Genomic DNA, 24,842 nt, shown 5'->3' on the forward strand with positions numbered 1-24,842 from the left:
TGGGCCTCGCGGATGCGGGTCAGCTGGTGCGCAGGTACTGCGGCGCGGGTGGCTTCGACGCCGTCGAGTTCGCTCCCAGTGTCGCCGACAACCACTTGTCGTACGACGCCTGCCAGCCGTCGGACCGGTACTCCACCAGGATCTGGTTGACCCGGCGGACCAGATCGGTCGCGTCCTTCTTCATCGCCACCCCGTAGTACTCGGTCGTGAAGGCGGCGCCCTTGAGCTCGACCGTCGGGTCCTGGGCGGCCTGGCTGGCGGCCAGCGCGCCGTCGGTGACCACCGCGTCGACCTCGCCGAGCTGCAGCCGCACCAGGCAGTCGAGCTGGTTGGGGACGACGGTGACCTTGACCGAGGAGGGCAGTCTGCCGGACCCCTTGTCGGCGGTCACGTCGTCGTACGCCGTCGAACTGGCGGCCGTGCACACCCTCTTGTTCGCGAGCGTCGCGTCGTACCCCTTGATCGACGACGACTTGGGCGCCAGCACCTGCTGCCCGGTCTTGAAGTACGGCGCCGAGAACGCGACGTCGTCCAGGCGCTCGCAGGTGATGGTCATCGTGCGCACCACCATGTCGACCCGGTCGTTCTGGATCGCCGGTATCCGCTGGCTGGTCGGAATCGCCTTGAACGTCACGGCGCCGGGGTCACCGAGGATCTCCTGGGCGATCTTGTGCACCAGGTCGATGTCGAACCCCTCCAGGTCCGCACTCGAGTTGTTCGGGTTGCGGTAGCCCCAGCGGTAGCTGTTCTGGTCGACGCCGACGATCAGCTTCCGCTTGTCGCCCTTACGGGCCTTGATGGCGTCGATCGTCCCGCCGTCGGCGCTCGACGGCGACCAGGTGTCGTTCTGCGCCTGGGAGTCGACGCAGTTGCCGGCCTTCGCCGGGCTGCCGGTGGCCAGCCCCGGACCGCCGAGCCCGACGCCCCCACCGCCCCCGCCACGGGACTGGGTGAGAGGCAGCAGCAGGGCGAACGCCAGCGCCAGTACGCAGCCGACCGCCATCGCGCCCACCCCGCCCCAGCCGCGCAGGGAGGCCCTCATCCGCTGCGAGAACATGGCCACGCCCCCTCTCACCGGTACTCCGAAAGCCTGCGCCCGATACCGAACAGCGCGCCCGCCGCCGCCGCGACCCCCAGCATGGCAGCGCCGATCGACAGCCCGGCCATGGCGTCCAGCCCGTCCGTGGCCCGCTCCTTGAACTCGCCGTCCTCATGGGCCAACGCGACTCTCAGGTTGTTGTCGACGCTGTCGAAGCACTCGGCGGTCGCGCCCTTGGCGCCTATCACCTTGTCCAGCGCCGTCTGGTAGTCGCCGTTCTCGTCGGCGTCGCGCGCGACGGCGTGCCGTTCCTTCCACACCTTCATGTTCCCCTCGGCCGCCACGACGGGCTTGCTGCCGGCCGAGTCGTCCGCGAGCGCCGCGGCCAGGCTGAGGCCCTTGCCGAGGGCGTTCATCTCCTTGTCGAAGTCGTAGTAGTACTTGTCGTACGACTTCTTGTCGACGGTGATGGTCTCGGCGCCGCGCGACACCAGGCTCAGGTTCTCGTTCCCGCGCGCCTTCAGGGAGGCGATCCTGGCGTCGTGCAGCACGTTCAGCGAGCGCACGCCGTGGTCGTAGGAGCTGTCCAGACCGGCTCGGGCGAGGGTGTGACCGACGACCAGCCACAGCAGGGTGACGACGGTGGCCGCCGAGGCCGCGACCAGGCCGTGGTTCAGCAGCCGGTTCGTCCGGCGGTAGTGCCGCAGCTGGGCCCAGGCGAGCGCGGCGAGCGCGAGGAGGCCGAGGACGATGGCCGCCCACGGGTACGGGGTCGCGTCCGAGTAGTCGGACGACAGCCGCGCGTTCTCCTTCTCGTAGAGCTCCTGGGCCGCCGGGAGCATCTCGTCCTGCATCTTGTCGTTGGCGTACCGCAGGTAGGCGCCACCGACCGGATAGCCCTGCCGGTTGTAGACCCTGGCCCGCTCGATGAGCCCCTTGTACTCCGGGAGCAGTTGGTTCAGCTTCGCCACGGCCTTCTCGGCGGGCGAGCCGGGCTCGGAGTTGGCGGCGGCGTTGACCAGCCCGGCGGCGGCCTTCTGGATGTCGGTCTCGTACGTCTGGCGGGAGGCGGCCGTCTCCTGACCACCCGCCAGAAAGCCGCTGGAGGCGGCCGTGTTGGCGTCCGCCAGGTAACGGTAGATGTCGGCCGCACCGGAGCTGAGCGGCTGGCTGCGGTGCAGCACGTCGTCCGCGGCGGCCGCGCGCTCGCTCATCTGCCAGGCGGTGACGGCGCCGAACGCGACGATCAGTACGGCCAGGACGGCGCCGATCACCCGGAGCCGGCCGGGCTCGGTGGTGGCGGCGGTGCGGAGCCGGTCGACGCCCTCCGCGAACGCGGAGCGGCGAGGAGGCGTGGGGGTGCCGGGCCGCGTCCGCTGCGCGGGCAGGGCCGCGCCCGTGCCCGGTGGTGCCGCGCTCTTCGTCGGCGGGTGTGTCACGTGACCTCCCCCATGGTCATCCGGTCGCCGCCCAGTATCGCCGCCCGGACCGACCATCGGCACCGGCCTTCACTGGATCTTGATCGGATCGCAGCGGAACCCCTGCCCATGAATACGCCGGGGGGATCGGTTCGGTTCCTAGGGGGTGGTGTTGCATCGTCGCGGGGCGCGGGCCGGTGGGGGTTGCTCGCGCAGTTCCTCCCCCAGCCTTCGGCCGGGGGGACCCCCAGCGCCCCTTACGGGGCACGTCGTAGCTGCGGGCAGTCGTGCCGCTGGGGCGGCACGGGTGGGCGCAGCGGCACCCTGCCGGCGCCGGTAAGCGTCCCCCCGCCCCGACCCCGGGTTACCCCTCGAAGTACCCCCGCACCCTCTCCTGCACAGCCACCCCCGCCCCCACCACATCCAGCCCCAGCAGCGCAGCGCCCAGCACCGGTCGCGCCGTCACCACCCGCGGCACCGCCTTCGGTGCCCGCGCCGCCAGCAACTCGCGTACTCCGTCGTCGAGTTGCGGGTGTCCGCCGGCCAGCACCCCGCCCCCCAGCAGCACCGGCGTCTCCTCGTCCAGCAGATCGAGGCGGGTCAGCGCGACCACCGCCATCGCCACCACCTCCTGCGCCAGCCGGTCCACCACCGCCCGCGCCACCGGGTCCCCGTCGGCCGCCGTCGCGAACAGCACCGGCGTCAGCTCGTGCCGCCGGGCGGCCTCGACCTCCTCCCGGTGCAGCGCCTCGATCAGCGCGAGCATGCTGTCGTACCCGAAGTACGCCGGGAGCGCGCGGGCCAGCGCCGTACCCTCCCCGCGGCCGTCCTCCGCGCGTGCCGCGTACCACAGGGCCTCCTCCGCCAGCCCCCAACCGCCGCCCCAGTCACCGGAGATGCGGCCGAGGGCGGGGAAGCGGGCGGTGCGGCCGTCGGGGCGCATGCCGACGCAGTTGATGCCGGCGCCGCACACGACGGCGACCCCGCGCGGCTCGGTGACCCCGGCCCGCAGGATCGCGAAGGTGTCGTTGCGGACCGCCACCGTCGCCCCCCACGCGCGCGTGGCCAGCGCGGCGGCCAACTGCTCCTCCTCGAAGGGGAAGTCGGCGTTGGCCAGGCACGCCGAGACGTGGGCGGCCGAGGTGACCCCGGCGGCGCCGTACGCCTCGGCGACCGCCGCGGCCACCTCGTCCACGGCCTGCTCCACGCCCACCACCGGTGGCCGGAAGCCGCCGGCCCGGGCCGTGGCGAGGACCTCGCCGTCCGCCGCCACCACCGCGACGTCGGTCTTGCTGTTGCCCGCGTCGATGGCGAGGACACTTGCGGTCAGGCCCACGCGAGGTGCTCCCGGTTGTGCGCGATCAGTCGGTCGGTCAGGGCGTCGGCGTACTCGTACTGGCCGATCAGGGGATGGGCGAGCAGGGCGCGGAAGACGCGGTCCCGGCCGCCGCGCAGGGCCGCCTCCAGGGCCAGCTCCTCGTACGCCGTCACGTTCGCGACGAGCCCGGCGAAGAGCGGGTCGACGTCCGGGACGGGCAGCGGCACCGGGCCGTTCGCGCCCACGGCCGCCTGGACCTCGATCACCGCGTCGTCGGGGAGGAAGGGCAGCGTGCCGCCGTTGTAGGTGTTGACCACCTGGTAGGGGTTCCCGGCGCCGCCGAGCAGGGCCGCGGCCAGGTCGACCGCCGCCTCCGAGTAGTAGGCGCCGCCCCGCCTGGCGAGCAGCTCCGGCTTCTCGTCCAGGGCCGGGTCGCCGTACATCTCCAGCAGCTGCTTCTCCATCGCGGCGACTTCCTCCGCCCGGGACGGCTTGGTGCGCAGCTCCCGCACCACCTCGTCGTGCGCGTAGTAGTACCGCAGGTAGTAGGAGGGGATCACGCCGCCGAGGCGGTCGAGGAGGGCCGGGGGCAGCTTCAGGTCGGCGGCGATCGTGTCGCCGTGCTCCCCGAGCAGCTTGGGCAGGACGTTCTCGCCCTCGGGGCCGCCGAGGCGGACCGCCGTCTCCCAGGTGAGGTGGTTGAGGCCGACGTGGTCCAGGTGGATCTCGGAGGGTGTGACACCGAGCAGGTTCGCGAACTTCCGCTGGAAGCCGATCGCCACGTTGCAGAGCCCGACCGCCTTGTGGCCGGCCTGGAGCAGGGCGCGGGTCACGATCCCCACCGGGTTGGTGAAGTCGATGATCCAGGCGTTCGGGTTGGTGCGGCGGACGCGTTCGGCGATGTCCAGGACGACGGGCACCGTGCGCAGGGCCTTGGCGAGGCCGCCGGCGCCGGTGGTCTCCTGGCCGATGCAGCCGCACTCCAGCGGCCAGGTCTCGTCCTGCTGCCTGGCGGCCTGGCCGCCGACGCGCAGCTGGAGCAGGACCGCGTCGGCGCCCTCGACGCCCGCGTCCAGGTCGGAGGTGGTGACGATCCGGCCGCTGTGGCCCTGTTTCGCGAAGATCCGGCGGGCCAGTCCGCCCACCAGGTCCAGGCGTTCGGCGGCCGGGTCCACGAGGACCAGTTCCTCGACGGGCAGGGTGTCCCGCAGGCGTGCGAAACCGTCGATGAGTTCAGGGGTGTAGGTCGAGCCTCCGCCGACCACAGTGAGTTTCATGTATGGGTTAACCCTTCACTCCGGTGAGCGTGACGCCCTCGACGAACGCCTTCTGGGCGAAGAAGAAGACGAGGATCACGGGGGCCATGACCAGCACGGTCGCGGCCATGGTCAGGTTCCAGTCGGTGTGGTGCATGCCCTTGAACGACTCCAGGCCGTAGGAGAGGGTCCAGGCGCCCGGGTTCTCCGAGGCGTAGATCTGGGGGCCGAAGTAGTCGTTCCAGGCGTAGAAGAACTGGAAGAGGGCGACGGCGGCGATGCCCGGCTTCGCCATCGGGATCACGACCCGCAGCAGGGTCCTGAGGTCACCGCAACCGTCCACCTTCGCCGCGTCCAGGTACTCGTTCGGGATCGTCATCAGGAACTGGCGCAGGAGGAAGATGGAGAACGCGTCGCCGAACGCCATCGGCACGATCAGCGGCCACAGGGTGCCCGACAGGTCCAGCTGCTTCGCCCAGAACAGGTACATCGGGATGATGACCACCTGCGGCGGCAGCATCATCATCGAGATCACCAGCATGAGCGACAGATTGCGGCCCCGGAAGCGGAACTTGGCGAGCGCGTACGCCACCGGCAGCGAGGACACGACGGTCAGGACGGTGCCCAGGCCGGCGTAGATCAGGGTGTTCTTCCACCAGGTCAGGAAGCCCGGGGTGTCGAACACCTTCTTGTAGTTGCCCCACTCCCAGGTGTGCGGGATCAGGTCCCGGCTCAGTGCCTGGCTGTCGCTCATCAGCGAGGTCAGGAACACGAACACGAAGGGGAGGGTGAAGAACAGGGCGGCGGCGACGCCGAGGGAGTGGACCGCCACCCAGTTCAGCAACGCCTTGCGGCGGGCGGTGCGTTCGGCCTGCGACACCGGGGCCTTCAGTTCCGTGGGCCGTTCCAGTACCTGGGTCATCGTCAGTCACCTGCCTGGATGAGACCGCCCCGGCGCCGCATCAGGAACGCGGTGAACACCATGGACAGGACGAAGAGCACGAGAGCGACGACACACGCGGAGCCGTAGTCGAAGCGCTGGAAACCGAGGTTGTAGACCAGCTGGGGGAGCGTGAGCGTCGACTTCTCGGGATAGCCGGGCTCGAACTGCGTGCCCGCGCCCTGGATGACGCCCGAGGCGACCTTTCCGGCGATCAGCGGCTGTGTGTAGTACTGCATCGTCTGGATGACGCCGGTGACGACCGCGAACATCACGATCGGCGAGATGTTCGGCAGCGTCACGAACCGGAAGCGCTGCCAGGCCGACGCGCCGTCCAGCTCCGCCGCCTCGTACTGCTCCGTCGGCACGTCGAGCAGCGCGGCCATGAAGATGACCATCAGGTCGCCGACGCCCCACAGCGCCAGCAGGGTCAGGGCCGGCTTGGACCAGGTCGGGTCGTTGAACCAGCCCGGGGCCGGGATGCCGACTTTCTCCAGGATCGAGTTGACCGGCCCGGTACCGGGGTTGAGCAGGAACGCGAACGCCATGGTCGCCGCGACCGGCGGGGCCAGGTAGGGCAGGTAGAAGAGGGTGCGGAAGACACCCGTACCCGTCTTGATCTTCGTGATGAGCATGCCGACGCCGAGCCCGAAGACGACCCGGAGCGACACCATCACGACCACCAGCCACAGGGTGTTGCGCAGCGCGGGCCAGAAGTACGGGTAGTGCTCGAAGACGTACGTCCAGTTCTTCGTGCCCGTCCACGTCGGCGCCTTGAAGCCGTCGTAGTGCATGAAGGAGAAATAGACCGTGGAGATCAGCGGGTACGCGAAGAACACCGCGAAACCGATCAGCCAGGGCGACATGAAAGCGACCGTGCGAAGCGCCGACCGGCGGCGCTTCGACGCCAACGTGATGGTGCTCATCGCTACTTGGCCTGCGCGATGTCCGTGTCGATCTGCTTGGCCGTGGCCTCCAGACCGGACTTGAGGTCCTTGACCTTGCCGCTCTCGTAGTCGTATCCGAAGTTCTGGATGGTCGCCAGGTACACACCTCCGTTGATGGAGGCGGGGGACGTCGTGGAGTCCGGGTTGGCGGCGATGTCCAGGAAGGTCTTGAAGCGCGGGTCGTACTGCAGCTTCGGCGACTTCAGGGCGGCCAGCGTGGAGGGCACGTTGTGGATGGCGTTGGAGAAGCCCACCACCGCGTCCGTGTCCGTGGTGATGTACTTGACGAACTCCCAGGCCGCGTTCTGCTTCTTGCTGGTCGCGGCGATACCGGCGATCGTGCCGGTGATGTAGCCCTTGCCGTACTGCGCGACCTGGTCGTCCGGGACGGGCAGCGGGGCGACCCCGATGTCGAACTTGGTCTTGGCGTCCAGGGCCATGCCGAGCCGCCACTCGCCGTCGAGCTGCATGGCGACCTGACCGGTCTGGAAGGGGTGCTTGTCGCCCCACTCGTCGCCGAGCGTCGCCCGGTACTTCTCCAGCTTCTGGAATCCGCCGAGTTCGTCGACGAGGTCCTTCTGCAGCGTGAACGCCTCGGTGAAGGCGGGGTCCTTGGCGACGTTCGACTTGCCGTCGGACGTGAAGTACGTCGGCGAGAACTGCGCCGCGTAGTGTTCGGTCGTGGTCTCCCAGCCGTGGTAGTCCGGCATGAAACCGAGCTGCTGGTAGCCGTCGCCCTGGGCGATCGTCAACTTCTTGGCGTCGGCCTTGAATTCGGTCCACGTCTTCGGCGGGCCGGCGATGCCGGCCTTCTTGAACGCCGTCTTGTTGTAGTAGAGGCCGTACGCGTCCCCGAGCAGCGGCGCCGTGCAGCGGTTGCCGTCGTACTGGGTGTACTCGTTCATCGCCTTCGGGAACGTCGTCTCCGGGTCGATGCCGGACTTCTTGAAGAACGGGTTCAGGTCGACCAGCGCGCCCGAGGAGCAGAACTTGCCCACGTTGTTGGTGGTGAACGACGAGATGACGTCGGGGGCCTTGTCGCCGCCGCTGCGCAGCGCCTGGTTGATCTTGTCGTCGGTCATGTTGCTCACGACGTTGACGTGGATGTTGGGGTGCGCCTTCTCGAAGCCGGCGATCAGCGCGTTGACCGCCTTCACCTCGTTCGGGGCGCTCCAGGCGTGCCAGAAGTTGATGGTGGTGTTCGCGGAGGCGTCGTCGTCGGCTCCCGAGGACGACTGGCCGGTACAGGCGGTGAGCAGGGCCAGCGAACTGGCCGCCGCGGTCAGGGCAAAAGCCGTCTTTCGGGCAGCGGAGGGTATGGGCATGGCGAGATCTCCCGGGGCGGGCGGTGAGCGAGAAAGGACTGGCGGTGCGGGGGGCTGAGGTGGGCTCAGCGCGAGGTGTCGAAGACCTCGTCGCGGGTGGTCGCGAGCGCGCTCTCCAGCGCGCCGCGGAGCACGGGGTGTTCACGGACGTCGCCGACGACGAGCCGCGGCCGGGCGGCCGCCAGCTCCTCCAGTTCGGCCTGGACGAGGGCGCGCAGCACCTCGCCGCCGGCGGTCAGGGCGGTGCCGCTGAGGACGACGAGTTCGGGGTCGAGGACGGAGACGAGGGAGGCGAGACCGGTGGCGAGCCGGGTCGCGTAGGTCCGCAGCAACTGGTGGTAGGGGCCGGTGGCGTGGTCGGCGGCGCGGGCCACGAGTTCGGCGGCCACCTCGTCGTACGGACCGGCCGGCAGGTCCTCGATGCCCAGCTCGCGGGCCAGCCGGGGCACGGCCTGCGAACCGGCGAGTTCCTGGTAGCCGCCGCTGTTGGCCTTGGTGACCTGGCGGACCAGCGGGGTGCCCGGCACCGGCAGGAAGCCGACCTCGCCGGCGCCGCCGGTCCACCCGCGGTGCAGCCGGCCGCCGAGGACCAGGGCGGCGCCGAGGCCCTCCTGGTTCCACAGCAGCACGAAGTCGCCGTGGCCGCGGGCCGCGCCGAGCCGCTGTTCGGCGATGGCGGCGAGGTTGACGTCGTTCTCGTACTCGACCGGCATCGGCAGCGCGGCGGCGAGCTCGTCGAGCAGCGCGGGGGAGTGCCAGCCGGGCAGGTGCGAGGCGTACCGCAGCCGGCCGGTGTTCGGGTCGAAGGCACCCGGCGTGCCGACGACGACCCGGTGGACGTCGTCCCGGGCCAGCCCGGCCGCCTTCACGGCGCCGTCCAGGGCGTCGGTGACCTGCCGGACGACGGACTGCGTGGGGCGGCGGCCGGGGGTCGGCAGCTCGTACTCGCCGACGGTACGGCCGGTGACGTCGGCGACTGCGGCCCGGATCCGGCCCGGGTTCACGTCCAGCCCGGCGGCGTGGGCCGCGCGCGGGTTCACCGAGTACAGCTGGGCGTTGGGGCCCGGCCGGCCCTCGCTGGTGCCGGTCGCAAGGACCAGCCCGGCCGCCTCCAGGCGGGCCAGCAGCTGGGAGGCGGTCGGCTTGGAGAGGCCGGTCAGCTTGCCGATCCGGGTGCGCGAGAGCGGGCCGTGCTCCAGCAGCAGGTCCAGTGCGGCGCGGTCGTTCATGGCGCGCAGGACGCGCGGGGTGCCCGGCGTACCGGCGGTTCCTGCCATGGGGTTCGACACCTGCCTTTCCAGCCGCTCAGTTTCCCAGTGATCAGGGCGATCGGTCCACCCGGGTGACCCGCTCGAACCGTCCGTCCGTTGATCACTGTTAGGAAAGTTTCCTGTTGGCTGGAAAACGTAAGCCGCCGGAAGGAGAGCGTCAATAGCCCGCCGGGGCGGCAACCCAGTCGTTACCTGCGCTTGGGCATGCGCGGGGCCGCGCGGAGGGGTGCGCGAAAGGTCATGCGAAGGGCCCGCCCGGAGATCCGGACGGGCCCTGAGGTGTCGGAGCGGCCTGAGCGCAGGGCCGTCAGTTCACCTTGATGTAGTCGCCGGTGGCCGTCGCCGCCGCCGTCGTCGTCGTACCCGCGAAGACGTAGCGGTAGTAGCCGCTCTTCGACGCCTTCACCGTGGTGGACAGGGCGCCGCCGGTGCCGGAGGTGATCGTCTTCACGTTCGCGTAGGTCTTGCCGCCCTCGGCGCGGAACTGCAGGACGGCCTTCTGCCCCGAGTAGCCCTTGTACGACGAGTAGTCCCAGTCCGCCCGGGTCAGCTTGCCCTTGACGGTGATCGTCTTCCCCTTGGCCACCGGCTCCGGCGAGGCGTCGGCGGTCAGCTTGGCGGCGCGCTGCAGCTTCGCGGTGGCGAGGTTGCCCCACATGGCCACGTCGGTCTCGGAGCTGAGGAAGTCGTCCGAGGCGGTGCCGTCGAAGTGGGCGTACAGGCCCGCGGCCTTCCAGGTGGTGGCGTCCGCGGCCTGGTACAGGGAGTCGCCCGGGACGACCGGGATGGTCTCGGTGCAGCTCTCGGTGACCGTGGTGTCCGTGGTGGCGGTCGTCGTGCAGACGGGCATGACCTCCGGGTCCAGCTCGTTGTCGAGCGTCCGCAGCGTGCCGCGGTAGAGCACCACCGCGGCGAACGTCTTCTTGTTGTCGATGACCAGGCCGGCGGGCCGGGTCAGGGTGTACGACACCGGCACGTTCACCGTCTTGGCGGTGCCGACGACGATCGCCTTGCCCTTGTTCACGGTCACGCCGGAGAAGACCAGGTTCGGAGTGGCCGCGGAGGCGGCGGGCGCCGCGATTCCGGCCACGGCCAGGGCACCGGACAGGGCGGCGCCTATGGCGAGCTTTCTCATTTTCCCCACCTTCGAGACGGGCCCCCGGGCGACGTCGCGCTCCAGAACAAGGGCCCGTAGCAGGCTGACCATAGATCATCGCGGGTGCGGGGAGAATGCGGGGGGCCTGTGAAGACCCCGGCCGACGGCCGATCTGCGATCACGGCTGCGTCACGATCTTCGCCACCCCTGGTCAAGCAGGCCCTTCGTACGGCTTGCTGCTCTTGGAACCGACACCGACCCGGAGAACGGCGGCTGGACATGACCCCGCGAAGAGGGCTGTTCGTACGGCTTCTGCGCAGCACCTTCGCCGACTTCGCGGCCCTGACGATCATCGTGTGCGGCATCGCTCTCGTCGACGACGGCATCGCCTGGCGGGCCCTGGGAGAGGCGGCCCAGATCGTGGCGGTGTGGCTGCTGCTCTCCCTGCTGTGGGCGGCCTGGCGGACCCGCTCGCTGGTGCGTGTGGCGCGCGGGCTGGGCATCGAGGTCTCCGCGGACGCCCTGAACGGCACCCAGACGCACACTCTCACCGGCATCCCGCTCTCCCGCGTCCGCGCCGAACTGGGCGTCGCCCGGCGGGCGTCCGAGGTCCGCGGCGGCAACCCCGTCGACTTCCGGTGGCGCCCGTTCCGGAACCGGGCGTCCGCCGACGGGACGGTCACCTACGTCGAGTCCACGGGGGAGACCCACATCGAGGTCCGCGCCGGCCGGCGCCTCGGCGCCGACGTCGTCCTCTTCCGGGGTGCCGCGTTCATCGCCCTCTGCCAGATAGTGCGCACGCTCGAAAGCCGGTGAGCCGAGGGCCGCTCAGTCGCCGAGGAAGGGGGCCGTGTCGAGGGTGGGGTAGGGGGCGGGGAGGGGGAGTGGGTCGCCGAGGCTCACCTTCTCGTCGGTCTTGTAGTAGGCCTCGGTGGGGTCGTCGCCGGGGAGGACGGGGTCGGTGTAGCAGTGGGCGGTCTTGGTGTGGCGGTCGATGAGGACGTAGACCGGGATGCCGACTGCGGCATACGTACCCAGTTCGGCACCGGTGTCGACCGCGTGATTGGTCGACGTGACCTCGCCGACCAGGGCGACCATGTCAATGGGGTACCAGCCTTTGTGGGCTTTGCGGTAGGCCTCGTCGAGTTCCGTCGGTTCGCGTCGCAGGACGTAGAAGTCCGGGATGACGAGGGCCATGGTGCTCCCGTCCTGGTGCGCGCCTCGATAGCCGTTGCCCATGCCCGCCAGGTCGAGCCCTGCCGTGAAGAACTGAACGGCGAGCCTGAAAGCGCCGGCGTTGTGCTGGTTGTTCGGTTGCGGCGGCACGATGACCGTCCCCTCGACGTACTCGGGTCGAATCGGCGCTACCGACGCCTCCTCGATCGCGATCAGCAGATCGATGGGGTCCTGCTCCGTCATGATCTTCTCCATGATCGGCTCGGCGCTCATCCCTGGTTCTCCTCACGCTGACGCCAGGCTAAGCCCGCCATGGGTGCCCCGGCAGAACGATGGGGCACCCCGGACGTCGTAGGACGCCGGAATGCCCCATCCTTCACTCGAACGAGCGTGCTGAACCGTTCCGCTACTTCCCGGCCGTCGCCGACCGCGGCGAAGCGATCGGTGCCGTCGCCGCCACCTGCGGTGAGTCCGAGTCGGCGAACACCGCCGGCGCCGCCACCCCTGCCGTGCGGTCCGGGGTCTCCTCGTCCAGGAGTACGGCCGTCTCGCCGCCCACGATGCGGATGTGCGCCGCGTCGAACGCCCGCTTGATCCGCCAGCGCAGCTCGCGCTCCACGGTCAGCGCCTTGCCCGGCATCGTCTTCGCGGAGACCCGGACCACCATCGAGTCGATGAGCACGGAGTCCAGGCCGAGCACCTCGATCGGGCTCCACAGGACCTCGTTCCAGGGCTCTTCCTTGGCCATCTTCTCGGCGACCTCGTCCAGGGTGGCCCGGACCTTGTCCAGGTCCTCGTTCGCGCGCACGGTGACGTCGACGCCCGCCGTGGCCCAGCCCTGCGAGAGGTTCCCGATGCGCTTGATCTCGCCGTTGCGGACGTACCAGATCTCGCCACTGGCCCCGCGCAGCTTGGTCACGCGCAGGCCGACCTCGACCACCTCGCCGGAGGCCACCCCGGAGTCGATGGTGTCGCCGACGCCGTACTGGTCCTCCAGGATCATGAACACGCCGGACAGGAAGTCCGTGACCAGGTTCCGGGCGCCGAAACCGATCGCCACGCCCGCGACACCGGCGGAGGCCAGCAGCGGGGCGAGGTTGATCTGGAAGGCCGACAGCACGGTCATCGCGGCCGTGCCCAGGATCACGAAGCTCGCCACCGACCGCAGCACGGACCCGATCGCCTGCGAGCGCTGCCGCCGCCGCTCGGCGTTGACCAGCAGCCCCCCGAGGGTCGTGCCCTCGGCGGACTCGACGGTCCGGTTCATCCGGTCGATGAGTTTGGTGATCGCCCGCAGCAGGACCTTTCTGAGCACCACCGCGATCACCAGGATCAGCAGCACCTTCAGGCCTATCGCCAGCCAGGTCGACCAGTTCTGCTCGACCCAGCTCGCGGCGTTGGTGGCGCTCTGCTGGGCGTCCTGGAGCGTGGGCACCGCCGGGGTCGACGAACCCGAGGGGGTCGGCGACGGCGAGGAACCGGCGGCCAGTAGGACGGCGGGCAAGGACACGGCGGGTACCTCCAGGCGGTGCGGTACTGCCCTCCGGCACGGCGATCAGGGTCAGATACGGCGTTCCAGGTCACGGAAAGGTCACCGGACGGGCAGGACAACCACACTAACGGGGCGTTGTGTGTGGGCCGGGCCGATATGAGAAGGAGAGACCGTGCTCACGCCCGCTTCTCACCACCGCTTGAACAGGGCCGCTTGAAAAGGGGTGCAACCGGGGGATGAATGCGGTGTGGTCGAAAACACTCCCAGCCCGTTACCGGGAGATGGTGGCGCGTCCACCAGGCATGAGGGGAGACTGGCCACAGATCGTCCCGGCGCGAGCCACGCGCCGCCGACGCCCAAGGAGGCACCCGTGCCGCATGTCCTGGTCCTCAACGCGTCGTACGAGCCGCTCGGCGTCGTACCGCTCCGCCGCGCGCTCGTCCTCGTCCTGGAGAACAAGGCTGTCGCCTTGGAGGAATCGGGCGCCTATATGCACAGCGCAACCGTCACAGTCCCCGCACCCAGCGTGGTCCGGCTCAAGCGATTCGTACGGGTTCCCTACCGGGGGCCCGTTCCTCTCACCCGGAGGGCGCTCTTCGCGCGCGACGGGGGCCGGTGCATGTACTGCGGTGGCGTCGCAACCAGCGTCGACCACGTCATCCCGCGCAGCCGCGGGGGTCAGCACGTCTGGGACAACGTGGTGGCGTCCTGCCGCCGCTGCAACCACGTCAAGGCCGACCGCCATCTCTTCGAGATCGGCTGGCGGCTGCGGCACAAACCAGCCCCACCCACCGGCCTGGCCTGGCGCATCATCGGGACCGGACATAGGGACCCGCGCTGGCTGCCGTACTTGCAGCCGTACGGCGCGGACGACGCCCTGGCCCGGATCGACGGCATCTCCGCCTGACGATCCGGGCCTTCGCGTACCCGGGTACGCGCGTGCTCCGGTCCCCGGGCTTCCCCCGTGCCCGGGGACCGGACACTCGTCCGGCGGTCACGCGTAGCGCAGCTCCGCCGGGTGCACCGAGCGGCGCAGCAGCGGGAGCGCGGTGGCCGCCGCCAGCAGACAGGCGCCGTAGACCGCGAGCGGAACCAGCAGGGCCGTGTACGGCACGGTGTACCTCCCGGTGACGGAGGCGTACCAGACGCCGATCGCCGTCCCGCCCGCGCCCGCCACCAGGACCGCCGGGGCCAGCGGCAGCGCGGTCTCCAGGAAAAGTGCCCGGCCCAGCACACCGCGAGGCACTCCGGCGGCGGTCTGCGCGGCCAGGCCCCGGCGCCGGGTGGCCAGCGACTCGGCGGTGCCGACGGCGAGACCGGACAGGGCGATCGCCAGGGCGACGAGGATCGCGGCAGCCGTGAGGTCCAGACCCGTCGTGTAGTACGTGAGACCCATGCCGAGCCGACCCGCCCGGTCCATGGCGTGCAGATCCGCGAGCAGCACCTGCCGCACCCCCACGAACCCGGTGCCTACGACGGTCACCAGCAGGACGGCCGCGTGCGTGCGGGACGCCGCCCACGGGTCGTCGCGCAGCCGTTCCGCCGCGATCAGCGGCGCCGGACGCCGCGCACGGGCGGCGAGCACCCGGCCCAGCGACCGGGACGACCAGCCCGCCAGCCACACCGCCGAGGCGCCGACCAGCAGACAGAGGGCGAAGACAGCCGGCGGGGCCGACGCGGCAAGAGGGGACGCGAAGGGATCCCCGCCGAACGCGGCCGACGCGAACAGCACCGCCGACACGGCCAGCAACCCGGTCGCCACCAGGAACACCCGTCCCGGCCCCTTGGCCGGCCGGACCCGTCGGAGCCGGCCCAGCGGCGAGACCACCACCCGGCGCAGCGCCAGAGCGCTCACGGCCGCGCCCAGCACCGGCACCAGCACGGCCACCACGGCGATGCCGGCCCAGGCCGCCGGGCCGGGACGGTGCCACAGGCGCAGCAGGGACAGCACGGAGAACACCGTGGCCACGGCCGAACCGGCCAGGCAGGCCGGCCCCGACTCCAGCGCCGCGATCCGCCGCACCTGCGCGGGCGTGGCCCCCGCCAGCCGCAGCGCGGCCAGCCGCCGGTCGCGGTGCACCGCGCCGACCCGCGCGCACTGCCCGAGGAACCCGAACACCGGGATGAACAGCAGCATCAGCGCGGTGATCACTCCGGCGCGCGTTCCCGGCTGGTCGAGCAGTCCGGAGCCGACCGGGACGCTGTACTGCCCGTCCATCGGGACGAGGACCGCGATCACCAGCCCGATGCCCGTCGCCAGCGCCGCCCCGACCGCCGTCAGCAGCACCCGCCACCACTCCCGTCGGTCCGACCCCCGCGTGAGCAGCAGCGCCAGGCGCAGGTCGGCCCTCACGCCGCCACCCCTGTCTGCGTCAGGGTCCCGTCGCCCAGCCGCACCTCGCGGTCCGCGTACGCCGCGACCTGGGCGTCGTGAGTGACCAGCAGCACGGCTGTGCCCGACTCGCGGGCCGTGTGCACCAGCGACGTCATCACCTGCTCGCTCGCCAGCGAGTCCAGCGCCCCCGTCGGCTCGTCCGCGAAGACCACCTTCGGACCGGTCACCAGCGCCCGCGCCAGAGCGGCCCGCTGCGCCTGGCCGCCGCTCATCTCGCCCGGCCGCAGCTCCTCCTGTCCGCGCACCCCGAACCGCTCCAGCCATGCGCCGGCCCGCGCCCGGGCCTCGGTGCGGACCGCTCCGGCCAGCATCAGCGGCAGGGCCACGTTGTCGAGGGCGGTCAGTTCCGGGATCAGCTGCCCGAACTGGAAGACCACGCCGAAGTCGGAGCGCCGCAGTTCGCTCAGCCGCTTCTCCGGCAGCCGGTCGAGCCGCAGCCCGTCGTAGGCCACCGAGCCGGCGTCCGGTCGCACGATCCCGGCCAGACAGTGCAGCAGCGTGGACTTGCCACTGCCGCTGGCCCCGGTCACGGCGAGGATCTCGCCGGCGCGCAGTTCGACACTCGCGCCGCGCAGCGCCTCGGTCCTGCCGTACGCCTTGACGAGGTCCCGGCCCGCCAGAAGCGGCGCCGAGGAGTCCCCCTTGTTGCTCATCCTGCGTCGACCTCCGCGGTCAGAGTGGTCAGCCGTTCCGCCGTGGTGCTCATCCAGCGGAGGTCGGCATCGAGATGGTTCAGGGCGTAGTCCGCCGAGAGCACGGTCGCCAGATCGGCGCTCCGGGCCGTCTTCACGGCCGTGAGTTCCCGCATCCGCTCCATGTGCGCGGCGCGCTGGGTGCGCAGGTAGGCGGCAGGATCGCCGCCGGCCAGGATCGAGACGACCACCTTGGCGAAGATCTCGTTCGCCACGAACGGCACGGGCGGCGCGATCTCCCCGGCCCAGCGGACCAGTTCACGTGCCCCTTCGTCCGTCGACCGGTACAGCGTCCGCTCCGGCCCGCCGTCGGCGTCGGTCCCCTCGATCTCGGCGAGACCGTCGCGGACCAGGCGTTGCAGGGTCGTGTACACCTGCCCGTAGGCCAGCGGACGGGCCTGCGGAAAGCGTTCGTCGTGGCGCCGTTTGAGGTCGTAGCCATGACTCGGCCCTGCCTCCAGCAGCCCCAGAAGGATGTGCCGGGTGCTCATGACGGCCATTATGCACTGGATACATGTACTGAGTGAATAGTGGACCGGGGGAGTGCCCTCGCACCGACGGGGTAGGCCTGCTCTGACCCGGCATACGCCGCCGTACCCGACGAGAGACGAGGAGGCCGCCGTGGCCGCAACGGTTCATCATCCGATCCCGGCCCAGTTCAAACCCCCGGTGCAGACCGAGGAGGAACCCCACCTGTGCGTGTTCAGCGCCGAGAGCGCCCGCGCCGAGACCCCGCTCACCAGCGAGCCGCCGCTGCCCGACGCCGAGCCCCTCACCAGTGAGCCGCCGCTGGCCGACGCGGTGCCGCTGACCAGCGAGCCGGGGTTGTAGATGAACGAAGCCCTGGACCCGGGGCTGTGCCGGCTCGCGGAGCTGCACGGCGTCGCCACCTCCTACAGCCCCGCCCCGGACCGGACGGTCGCCGCCTCCGCCGGTGCCGTGACCGCCGCGCTGGGCGCCCTGGGCGTCGACGCGAGCGACCCGGAGGCCGTCCGCGCCGCCCTCGCCGACCGGGAACGGGAGCTCGCCGGGCAGTTGCTGCCACCGACCGTCGTCCACTGGACGGGCACCGGCGAGATCGCCCTCGGCCTGCCCGCCGGCACCCGCCTGGAGGTGCGCACGGAGGACGGGGAGAGCCGGGAGGACGTGGCGGGTCTGCCGCCCGGGGTGCATCTGCTGACCGCCGCCGCGCCCGACGGCCGCGTCGCCCGTGCCCACCTGATCGTCGCCCCCGACCGGCTGCCCACCCCCGCCCACCGCTCGTACGGGATCCTCGTCCAGCTCTACTCGCTGCTGTCCCGCCGCTCCTGGGGCATGGGCGACCTCGGCGACCTGGCCGAGCTGGCCGACTGGGCCGGACGCATCGCGGGCGCCGGGTTCGTGCAGGTCAACCCGCTGCACGCGGCCGTACCCGGCGCCCCCACCGACCCGTCGCCCTACCGGCCCTCCTCCCGCCGGTTCCCCGACCCGGTGCACCTGCGGCCGGAGGCCGTACCCGAGTACACCGCGACCGGCTCCCTCGCGGACCGTGCCGGAGACCTGCGCTCCGCAGTCCTCGACCAGGGTGCCCTCATCGACCGGGACGCCGTGTGGGAGCTGAAGCGGGAGGCGCTGGAGACCGCGGCCGCCGCGCCGCTCACCCCCGACCGGCAGGCCGCCTACGACGCCTTCCGCGCCGCCGAGGGACAGGCCCTCGAGGACCACGCCACCTGGTACGCGCTCGCCGAGCTGCACGGCTCCGACTGGCACCGGTGGCCCGAGGCCCTGCGCGACCCCCGCTCGCCGGAGACCGCCCGCGCCCGCGCCGAGCTGGCCGACCGGGTCGCCTTCCACGCCCGGCTCGCCTGGCTCACCGTCACCCAGCTCACCGCCGCCCAGCGCGCCGCCCGCGAGGCCGGGATGCCGGTCGGGATCGTGCACGACCTCGCCGTCGGCGTGCACCCCGCGGGCGCCGACGCCTGGGCCCAGCAGGACCACTTCGCCGCCGGGATGTCCGTCGGCGCCCCGCCCGACGCCTTCAACGCCCGCGGCCAGGACTGGGGCCTGCCCCCCTGGCGCCCCGACCGCCTCGCCGCCTCCGGCCACGCCCCCTTCCGGGAACTCCTGCGCGCCCTCTTCCGCTACGCCGGTGCCCTGCGCATCGACCACGTGATGGGCCTGTTCCGGCTGTGGTGGGTGCCCGAGGGCCGGCCGCCGACCGAGGGCACCTACGTCCGCTACGACGCCGAGGCCATGCTCGCCCTGCTGGCGCTGGAGGCGACCCGCGCCGGAGCGGTGGTGATCGGGGAGGACCTGGGCACGGTGGAGCCCGGAGTGCGCGAGACGCTCCAGCGGCACGGGGTGCTCGGCACGTCCGTGCTCTGGTTCGAACGGGACTGGGCGGGCGACGGCCGCCCGCTGCCCCCGGAACGCTGGCGCGCCGACTGCCTCGCCACCGCCACCACCCACGACCTGCCGCCCACCGCCGCCCGCCTCACCGGCGAGCACGTCGAACTCCGCGACCGCCTCGGCCTGCTCACCCGCCCGCTCGCCGAGGAACGGGCCGAGGCGGCGGCCGACATCGCCGAGTGGCTGGCCCTGCTGACCAGCCTGGGCCTGATCGCCGCCGCCGAGTCCGGCGACGAGGAGGCCGAGATCCGTGCCGTGCACCGCTTCCTGCTCCGCACCCCGGCCCGCATGATCGGCATCTGGCTCCCGGACACCGTCGGCGACCGCCGCCCCCAGAACCTCCCCGGCACCTGGGACCAGTACCCGAACTGGCGCCTCCCCATCGCCGACACGAAGGGCCGCCCTGTCACCCTGGAGGAGCTGACGGCCTCCGAGCGGGTACGGGCGCTGTTCCGGACCCTGCACACGGACGGCACGTCCACCGCGTGACGACGGCCCGGCGCCCTGACGCCTCCCGGCGCCGGAAGCCGTCAGGACGCCGGTCGACGATCCTTGAGGCATGCGTGCCGCCCGCCTGATCCGCATGGCGCTTCTGGTCCAGTCGAGCCCCGGACTGACCGCCGACGCCCTCGCCCGGGAGCTGGACGTCTCCCGGCGCACGGTGATCCGCGACGCCCAGGCCCTGCAGGAGGCGGGCGTCCCCATCCGGTCCGAGCGCGGCCGCGCGGGCGGCTACCACCTGGCGCCCGGCCACCGCACCCGGCTCACCACGCTGCATCCCACCGAGGCGGAGACGCTCTACCTCTCCGGCCTGCCCACCGCCCTGCGCGATCTGGGCCTGTCGGACGCGGCGGACACCGCCCGGCTGAAACTGTCTGCCACCCTGCTCCCTTCGCTGCGCGCGGCCGCCGAGTCGTCGGTGCGCCGCTTCCACCTGGACGCCCCGGCCTGGTTCCGCGAGCCGTCGGCACCGGAAGTGCTCCCGGAGCTGGCCCGCGCCGTGTGGTCCGACCGCACCGTCGAACTGGACTACGCGCGGCCGGGCCGGGACGGCGCGCCGCCCCGCACGGTGACCCGCCTGCTGGAGCCGTACGGGCTCGTCCTGAAAGCGGGGGTCTGGTACGTCGTGGGGCGCGTCCCGGCGGAGCGGGCGGCGGGCCGGGACGGCGTCTGGCGCACGTACCGCGTCGACCGGGTCACGGCACTGTCCGCCGCTCCCGGCGCCGCCGGACCCTTCGTCCGCGACCCGTCCTTCGACCTGGCCGCGCACTGGCGGGCCCACGCGGCCGGGTTCGCCCGGGCGCTGCTGCGCACGACCGTCACCGTGCGGCTGACCGGGCCCGGCCTGCGCCGGCTGCCCGCCGTGGCGGACCCGGCGGGCGTGGCCGTCGCGCTGGCGTCCGAGTCCGCGACCGCGCCGGACGCCGCCGGGCGTGTCACGCTCGACCTGCCGGTGGAGTCGGAGGACGTCGCCTTCGGCCAGCTGACCGGGCTGGGCGCGGACGTGGAGGTGCTGGCCCCGGCGAGCCTGCGGGCCCGCTTCCGCGAGCATGCGCGCGCCCTCGCCGCCGTCTACGCCGCCGGACCGGAGGAGCGGGGGCGGTGAGGAGCGGCGGCAGTGAGGACCAGCGGTAGCGGGGGATCAGCCGTAGCGGGGGATCAGCGGTAGTCGTCCGGTGAGGCGGCCTTGCCGCCGTACACGACGTCCTCGAAGTACGCCAGGGCGTCCGGCCGGCTGCCGTCCACGTCCCGTACGCCGTAGGCACGGGCGAGTTCCGCGCTGGAGGTGGACCCGCCGTTCCAGCGGGCGGCCCGGTCCGGGTCGGCGGCGAGCGCGGCGACCGCGCGGGCGAGGTAGCGGGGCGACTCGGCGATGGCGAAGTGCGGGTCCCGGGCGACCGCGTCGCGCCAGTTCTCCTCGGCCACGCCGAAATGGGCGAGCATCTGCTCCGAGCGCAGGAAGCCCGGCGTGACAGCCACCGCCGTACCGCCGTACTCCGCCAGCTCCTGGCCCAGCCCGAAGGCGATGCGGATCGGGGCGGTCTTGGCGAGGTCGTAGTAGAGGTTCTCGCGGTACCGGCGGTTGAAGGCCGCCGTGCCGTCGGTGACCTCCACGTGCAGCGGCGCGTCCGAGCGGACCAGGAGCGGGAGGGCGAGCGCGGCGGTGATCACGTGTGAGCGCACCCCGAGGTCCAGGATGCGCAGGCCGTCGGCGAGCGGCGTCTGCCAGCTCTTCTTGCCGAAGACGGAGCCGGTGAGCAGGTGCTCGCCGCCCCAGAGGTCGTTGACGAGGATGTCGAGCCGACCCTGTTCGCGGTCGATGCGCTCGACGAGGGCCCGGACCCGGTCCGGGTCCAGGTGGTCGGTGGGGACCGCGATGCCGGTGCCGCCGGCCGCGGTGACCAGTTCCGCGCTCTCCTCGATGGTCTCCGTGGTCCGGCCGACCTCGCTGGCCCGCTCGCGGGTGGTGCGGCCGGTGACGTACACGGTGGCGCCGGCGCGCCCGAGCTCCACGGCGAGGGCACGTCCGGCGCCGCGGGTGGCCCCGGCGACGAGCGCGATCCGGCCGGCGAGCGAGCCTTCCCGGCCGGCGTCCTGCGAGCCGGCGTCCTGGGTGCGGGTGTCCCGGGTGCCGGTGTCCGGCGTGCTGACGTCCTTCGTGCTGATGTCCTTGTCGTCCATGGCACCACGGTGCCCGCCAAAGGTGACAGGGCGCGTCACCTTTTTCCGGCGATCCGCCCGGGCCACGGGCGAGGGCGGCTTACGGGTACCCCCGGACGCGCGCCTGCCAGGTCGGCCCGCTAACTTTGGCTTCGTGGACAAGAAGAACGCCCTGCGCGCCGGCGCCCTGGCTGCCGGTACGACGCTGATGATGCTGCTCATGTCGTCGCCCGCCCTCGCGCTCACGCGTGACGACGGTGACGACCCCGGCAAGGGCCTGAGCGTCGTCCAGACGCTGGGTCTCTACGTCCTGATACCGCTCGTGCTGTTCGCGGTCATCGCGGGCCTGGTGATGGTGCTGGACAAGTCCAAGGTCCGGGTCACCAAGCCGAAGGCCAAGGCGTAGGCCAGGGCCCGGGCCCGGGCTCGCCGCTTCACCGAGGGCGCCGGTCGCCTTCCGTACGTACCGCACGTACGGGAGCCGACCGGCGCCCTCGGCGCGTTCCTCAGGGGCTCGGCGCGGTCAGGTACCGCTGCACGGCAGGCCCGAGCCATGCCATGACCTCCTCGCGCGCCAGCGCCACGACCGGCGGCAGCCGCACCACGTAACGCGTCAGCGCGAGCCCCATCAGCTGGGCGGCGCACAGCCCCGCCCGCGTCACCACCTGCTCGGGATCCGGGCACACCCGCGCCGCCACCGGCACCACCTGCTCCTGGAAGACGTCCTGCAGGCGCTCCGTCCCCGCCCGGTTGGTGACGGCGACCCGCAGCATCGCGGTGAGTTCCTCGTTCGCCTCCCAGATGTCCAGGAAGTGGCTCACCAGTGCGTGCCCGACCTCGGTGTGCGGCACCTCGGACACGTCGGGCATCCGCAGGTCGAGCGTGACGGCGGCCGCGAAGAGGCCGTCCTTGCTGCCGAAGTAGCGCATCACCATGGAGGGGTCGATGCGGGCGTCCTTGGCGATGGCGCGGATGGTGGCGCGCTCGTAGCCGTCGGCGGCGAAGCGTTCGCGGGCGGCGGCCAGGATGGCGGAGCGGCTGGCGTCGGAGCGGCGCGCCGCCGGGCCGCTCGCCCGGCCGTTCGCGGGGCCTGTGTTTCCACTGGGAGTGCCGGTCATGCCAACGAGCGTAGGCCAACACGTGTGGGCCAACAAGTGTTGACTCCGGAACGGGCCCACCCTAGGGTTGTCAACAAGCGTTGGCCAACAGGTGTTGGTCATCGGATGTTGGCAAACGAGCGCAGACATCCAGGAGGCCCCCATGAACGGCACGATCGGCACGCCCGGCACCCGGGAAACCGCCGGCCGGACCACCGGCCCGAACACCGGCCGAACTCCCCACGTGATCGTCGTCGGCTCCGGCCCCACCGGCCTCCTGCTGGCCGGAGACCTCGCCGCCGCCGGTATCCCGGTCACCCTCCTCGAAAAGCGCCCCCGCAAGATCAGCAACCTCTCCCGCGCCTTCGCCCTGCACGCCCGCGCCCTGGAGCAGCTGGACTCCCGGGGCCTCGCCGACGAGCTCGAAGCCGTCGGCAGGCCGCTCGCCCGCCTCGGCCTCTTCGGCGGGCTCACCCTCGACCTGGGCGACCTGCCCTCCCGCTTCCGGCACGTCCTCGTCCTCCCGCAGTACGAGGTCGAGAAGGTGCTGGAGCGCCGGGCGGCCGAGGCGGGCGTCGAGTTCCGCAACGAGTGCGAGGTGACCGGCCTGACCCAGGACGCGTCCGGGGTCACCGTGCACGTCAAGGACGGCGAAAGCCTGCGTGCCGCGTACGTGGTCGGCGCCGACGGCATGCACAGCGCGGTGCGGGAGGCGGTCGGGCTGCCGTTCCCGGGGCGCTCGGCGATCCGGTCCGTGGTCCTCGCCGACGTGCTGCTCGCCGAGCAGCCCGAGACGCTGCTGACGGCAGCCGCGGTCGGCGACGCGTTCGCGTTCCTGGCGCCCTTCGGCGACGGCTACCACCGCGTCATCTGCTGGCACCGCGGCCATGACGTCCCCGACCGCGAGCCGGTCGGGCTCGACGAGGTCCGGGAGATCACCCGGCTGGCGCTGGGCAAGGACTACGGGATGCACGACGCCCGCTGGATGTCCCGCTTCCACAGCGACGAGCGCCAGGTGCCCAGTTACCGGGTCGGCCGGGTCTTCCTGGCCGGCGACGCGGCGCACGTGCACACCCCGGCCGGGGGTCAGGGGATGAACACCGGGCTGCAGGACGCCGCCAACCTGAGCTGGAAGCTCGCCGCCGTGCTGCACGGCCACGCGGATCCCGGCCTGCTCGACACCTACCAGAGCGAACGCCACCCGGTCGGCAGGACCGTGCTGCGCAGCAGCGGCGCCCTGATCCGCCTCGCGATGGCCAAGGGCCCCGTGCTGCCGGTGCGCTCCGGACTGATCCGCGCGTTCGGCCTGGTGGGCCCGGTCCGCCGCCGGATCCTGGCCCAGATCACCGGCATCGGCTACCGCTACCCCGCCCCGCGAGGCGCCCACCCGCTCACCGGCACCCGCGCCCCCGACCTCGCCCTGGAAGGCGACGGCCGCCTGTACGAGGCCCTGCGCGGCGGCCGGTTCGTCCTGGTCACCCCGGCCCCGGACGCGGACCCCGGCCCGGATCCGGACGACACGGGCAAGCGGTACGGCGACCGGCTGGCCGTCGCGCACTGGAGGAGCGGCCGCCGTACGGCCGTCCTGGTGCGCCCCGACGGATACGTGGCCTGGGCGGCCGAGGACGCCCAGGCGCCGGACGTCGAGAAGGCGCTGGCCACCCACGTCGGCTGAGCGCGGGGTGAGCGGCTGGGTGAGCGCCGGGCGACCGGTTCACGCGACGGTGAAGTCCGCCGCCTCGGTGTCGAGGGTGGTGTGCCCGTCCTTCGCCGTGGCCAGCACGGCGATGTGCCAGGTGCCGTGCGCGGACGACGCGACGTCGGCGGCGGACACCGCCTCCCCGTACCCGCACCGGACGGTGCGACCGCCGGCCGGCGTGCAGGTCGCCGACTCCACCGAGGCCATGTCCTTGGCGGTCAGCGGCTTGCCGGCGAACTCGGACCGCTCGGGCCAGGCCAGCACCTTCAGGCTCTGCACCCCGGAGGGCGCGGTGACCTCGGTGGTGAAGGAGAGCGAGCCCTTGTGACCGGCCCCGGGGGCGGTGTAGCGGACGGCGCTGTGCGACAGGGCGGGCGCCGGGTCCTGGTCGCCGGCGTAGGCGAGGGCGAAGGCCCCGGCACCTCCGAGCACGACGACACCGGCAATCACGGACAGGGCGATACGACGGGACATGGCGAGTTCTCCGTAGCTGGCTCGGGCCGGCTCAGGCTGCCTGAGCCGGACGGACCGGCGCTGACTGCCGCGCCGTTGCGTCGATCCTCGCAACGCACGACCGTCCCGGGCGTGAGCACGGATACTCAACTCGTCCTGGGTGATGGGTACTTCGTGCA

The 24,842-nt window shown here is 72.1% G+C and carries 24 protein-coding genes; 7 read left to right on the forward strand and 17 right to left on the reverse strand.

Annotation, left to right across the window (positions count from 1 at the left end; genetic code table 11):
- Nucleotides 1–19: 19 nt before the first annotated feature.
- The 9 genes from ACFY0K_RS12700 to ACFY0K_RS12740 all read right to left on the reverse strand — a co-directional run bounded on the left by ACFY0K_RS12700 (nt 20) and on the right by ACFY0K_RS12740 (nt 10,649).
- Nucleotides 20–1,057 (reverse strand): glutamate ABC transporter substrate-binding protein, encoded by a 1,038-nt coding sequence (locus ACFY0K_RS12700; RefSeq protein WP_390639829.1) that lies wholly within the window; start codon nt 1,055–1,057, stop codon nt 20–22.
- A 14-nt stretch (nt 1,058–1,071) separates the two neighbouring features.
- Nucleotides 1,072–2,478, reverse strand: a complete 1,407-nt coding sequence (locus ACFY0K_RS12705; protein WP_390639830.1) for a hypothetical protein — start codon at nt 2,476–2,478, stop codon at nt 1,072–1,074.
- Nucleotides 2,479–2,821: 343 nt separating this feature from the next.
- A complete protein-coding gene (locus tag ACFY0K_RS12710; RefSeq protein WP_390639831.1) occupies nt 2,822–3,793 on the reverse strand; it encodes an N-acetylglucosamine kinase in 972 nt (323 codons plus the stop codon).
- Nucleotides 3,784–5,052 (reverse strand): 6-phospho-beta-glucosidase, encoded by a 1,269-nt coding sequence (locus ACFY0K_RS12715; protein WP_390639832.1) that lies wholly within the window; start codon nt 5,050–5,052, stop codon nt 3,784–3,786. The genes ACFY0K_RS12710 and ACFY0K_RS12715 overlap by 10 nt, the downstream gene beginning before the upstream one ends.
- 7 nt (nt 5,053–5,059) lie before the next feature.
- Nucleotides 5,060–5,953 carry a carbohydrate ABC transporter permease gene (locus ACFY0K_RS12720; RefSeq protein ID WP_390639833.1) on the reverse strand — a complete coding sequence of 298 codons (894 nt, stop codon included), beginning with the start codon at nt 5,951–5,953 and terminating at the stop codon, nt 5,060–5,062.
- Nucleotides 5,954–5,955: 2 nt separating this feature from the next.
- On the reverse strand, nt 5,956–6,897 hold the full coding sequence (locus ACFY0K_RS12725) for a carbohydrate ABC transporter permease (RefSeq protein WP_390639834.1): 942 nt from the start codon (nt 6,895–6,897) through the stop codon (nt 5,956–5,958).
- A gap of 2 nt (nt 6,898–6,899) precedes the next feature.
- Nucleotides 6,900–8,243: an ABC transporter substrate-binding protein gene (locus tag ACFY0K_RS12730; protein ID WP_390639835.1), complete on the reverse strand. Its 1,344-nt coding sequence runs from the start codon at nt 8,241–8,243 to the stop codon at nt 6,900–6,902.
- A 65-nt stretch (nt 8,244–8,308) separates the two neighbouring features.
- Nucleotides 8,309–9,520, reverse strand: a complete 1,212-nt coding sequence (locus tag ACFY0K_RS12735; RefSeq protein WP_390639836.1) for an ROK family protein — start codon at nt 9,518–9,520, stop codon at nt 8,309–8,311.
- Nucleotides 9,521–9,821: 301 nt separating this feature from the next.
- Nucleotides 9,822–10,649, reverse strand: coding sequence for a hypothetical protein (locus ACFY0K_RS12740; protein WP_390639837.1), 828 nt, complete (start codon nt 10,647–10,649; stop codon nt 9,822–9,824).
- 240 nt (nt 10,650–10,889) lie between these two features.
- On the opposite strand from ACFY0K_RS12740, the gene ACFY0K_RS12745 reads away from it, so the two are divergent.
- The gene (locus tag ACFY0K_RS12745; protein ID WP_390639838.1) at nt 10,890–11,426 is read left to right on the forward strand and encodes a hypothetical protein; all 537 of its coding nucleotides are present in this window, start codon (nt 10,890–10,892) and stop codon (nt 11,424–11,426) included.
- 12 nt (nt 11,427–11,438) lie between these two features.
- Here ACFY0K_RS12745 and ACFY0K_RS12750 read toward each other — a convergent pair whose 3' ends face one another.
- Nucleotides 11,439–12,059 (reverse strand): Uma2 family endonuclease, encoded by a 621-nt coding sequence (locus tag ACFY0K_RS12750; protein ID WP_390639839.1) that lies wholly within the window; start codon nt 12,057–12,059, stop codon nt 11,439–11,441.
- A gap of 133 nt (nt 12,060–12,192) precedes the next feature.
- A complete protein-coding gene (locus ACFY0K_RS12755; RefSeq protein ID WP_351959175.1) occupies nt 12,193–13,296 on the reverse strand; it encodes a mechanosensitive ion channel family protein in 1,104 nt (367 codons plus the stop codon).
- Nucleotides 13,297–13,648: 352 nt separating this feature from the next.
- Between ACFY0K_RS12755 and ACFY0K_RS12760 the strand changes: the two genes are divergently transcribed.
- The gene (locus ACFY0K_RS12760) at nt 13,649–14,185 is read left to right on the forward strand and encodes an HNH endonuclease (RefSeq protein ID WP_181805740.1); all 537 of its coding nucleotides are present in this window, start codon (nt 13,649–13,651) and stop codon (nt 14,183–14,185) included.
- 87 nt (nt 14,186–14,272) lie between these two features.
- On the opposite strand, the gene ACFY0K_RS12765 is transcribed toward ACFY0K_RS12760, so the two are convergent.
- The 3 genes from ACFY0K_RS12765 to ACFY0K_RS12775 are packed head-to-tail and all read right to left on the reverse strand — an operon-like array spanning nt 14,273 to nt 16,856.
- Nucleotides 14,273–15,631 (reverse strand): ABC transporter permease, encoded by a 1,359-nt coding sequence (locus ACFY0K_RS12765; RefSeq protein ID WP_390639840.1) that lies wholly within the window; start codon nt 15,629–15,631, stop codon nt 14,273–14,275.
- Nucleotides 15,628–16,326 carry an ABC transporter ATP-binding protein gene (locus tag ACFY0K_RS12770; RefSeq protein ID WP_390639841.1) on the reverse strand — a complete coding sequence of 233 codons (699 nt, stop codon included), beginning with the start codon at nt 16,324–16,326 and terminating at the stop codon, nt 15,628–15,630. The genes ACFY0K_RS12765 and ACFY0K_RS12770 overlap by 4 nt, the downstream gene beginning before the upstream one ends.
- Entirely contained in the window at nt 16,323–16,856 is a 534-nt protein-coding gene (locus tag ACFY0K_RS12775) for a helix-turn-helix transcriptional regulator (protein WP_390639842.1), read from the reverse strand. The genes ACFY0K_RS12770 and ACFY0K_RS12775 overlap by 4 nt, the downstream gene beginning before the upstream one ends.
- Before the next feature lie 130 nt (nt 16,857–16,986).
- Between ACFY0K_RS12775 and ACFY0K_RS12780 the strand changes: the two genes are divergently transcribed.
- The 3 genes from ACFY0K_RS12780 to ACFY0K_RS12790 all read left to right on the forward strand — a co-directional run bounded on the left by ACFY0K_RS12780 (nt 16,987) and on the right by ACFY0K_RS12790 (nt 20,359).
- A complete protein-coding gene (locus ACFY0K_RS12780; RefSeq protein ID WP_390639843.1) occupies nt 16,987–17,196 on the forward strand; it encodes a hypothetical protein in 210 nt (69 codons plus the stop codon).
- Nucleotides 17,197–19,242, forward strand: coding sequence for a 4-alpha-glucanotransferase (gene malQ, locus ACFY0K_RS12785; RefSeq protein ID WP_390639844.1), 2,046 nt, complete (start codon nt 17,197–17,199; stop codon nt 19,240–19,242). It abuts the gene before it with no gap.
- Between the two features lie 70 nt (nt 19,243–19,312).
- Entirely contained in the window at nt 19,313–20,359 is a 1,047-nt protein-coding gene (locus ACFY0K_RS12790) for a helix-turn-helix transcriptional regulator (RefSeq protein ID WP_390639845.1), read from the forward strand.
- Between the two features lie 53 nt (nt 20,360–20,412).
- Here ACFY0K_RS12790 and ACFY0K_RS12795 read toward each other — a convergent pair whose 3' ends face one another.
- On the reverse strand, nt 20,413–21,435 hold the full coding sequence (locus tag ACFY0K_RS12795) for an SDR family oxidoreductase (RefSeq protein ID WP_390639846.1): 1,023 nt from the start codon (nt 21,433–21,435) through the stop codon (nt 20,413–20,415).
- Between the two features lie 133 nt (nt 21,436–21,568).
- Here ACFY0K_RS12795 and ACFY0K_RS12800 point away from each other — a divergent pair, with 133 nt between their 5' ends.
- Nucleotides 21,569–21,820 (forward strand): hypothetical protein, encoded by a 252-nt coding sequence (locus ACFY0K_RS12800; protein WP_352361069.1) that lies wholly within the window; start codon nt 21,569–21,571, stop codon nt 21,818–21,820.
- Between the two features lie 100 nt (nt 21,821–21,920).
- On the opposite strand, the gene ACFY0K_RS12805 is transcribed toward ACFY0K_RS12800, so the two are convergent.
- Nucleotides 21,921–22,532 carry a TetR family transcriptional regulator gene (locus ACFY0K_RS12805; RefSeq protein ID WP_390639847.1) on the reverse strand — a complete coding sequence of 204 codons (612 nt, stop codon included), beginning with the start codon at nt 22,530–22,532 and terminating at the stop codon, nt 21,921–21,923.
- Nucleotides 22,533–22,674: 142 nt separating this feature from the next.
- Here ACFY0K_RS12805 and ACFY0K_RS12810 point away from each other — a divergent pair, with 142 nt between their 5' ends.
- On the forward strand, nt 22,675–24,186 hold the full coding sequence (locus ACFY0K_RS12810; RefSeq protein WP_390639848.1) for an FAD-dependent monooxygenase: 1,512 nt from the start codon (nt 22,675–22,677) through the stop codon (nt 24,184–24,186).
- 39 nt (nt 24,187–24,225) lie between these two features.
- On the opposite strand, the gene ACFY0K_RS12815 is transcribed toward ACFY0K_RS12810, so the two are convergent.
- On the reverse strand, nt 24,226–24,684 hold the full coding sequence (locus ACFY0K_RS12815) for a DUF5707 domain-containing protein (protein ID WP_390639849.1): 459 nt from the start codon (nt 24,682–24,684) through the stop codon (nt 24,226–24,228).
- Between the last annotated feature and the right edge of the window lie 158 nt (nt 24,685–24,842).

It is taken from the genome of Streptomyces sp. NPDC001507 (assembly GCF_042894765.1).
Lineage (GTDB): Bacteria > Actinomycetota > Actinomycetes > Streptomycetales > Streptomycetaceae > Streptomyces.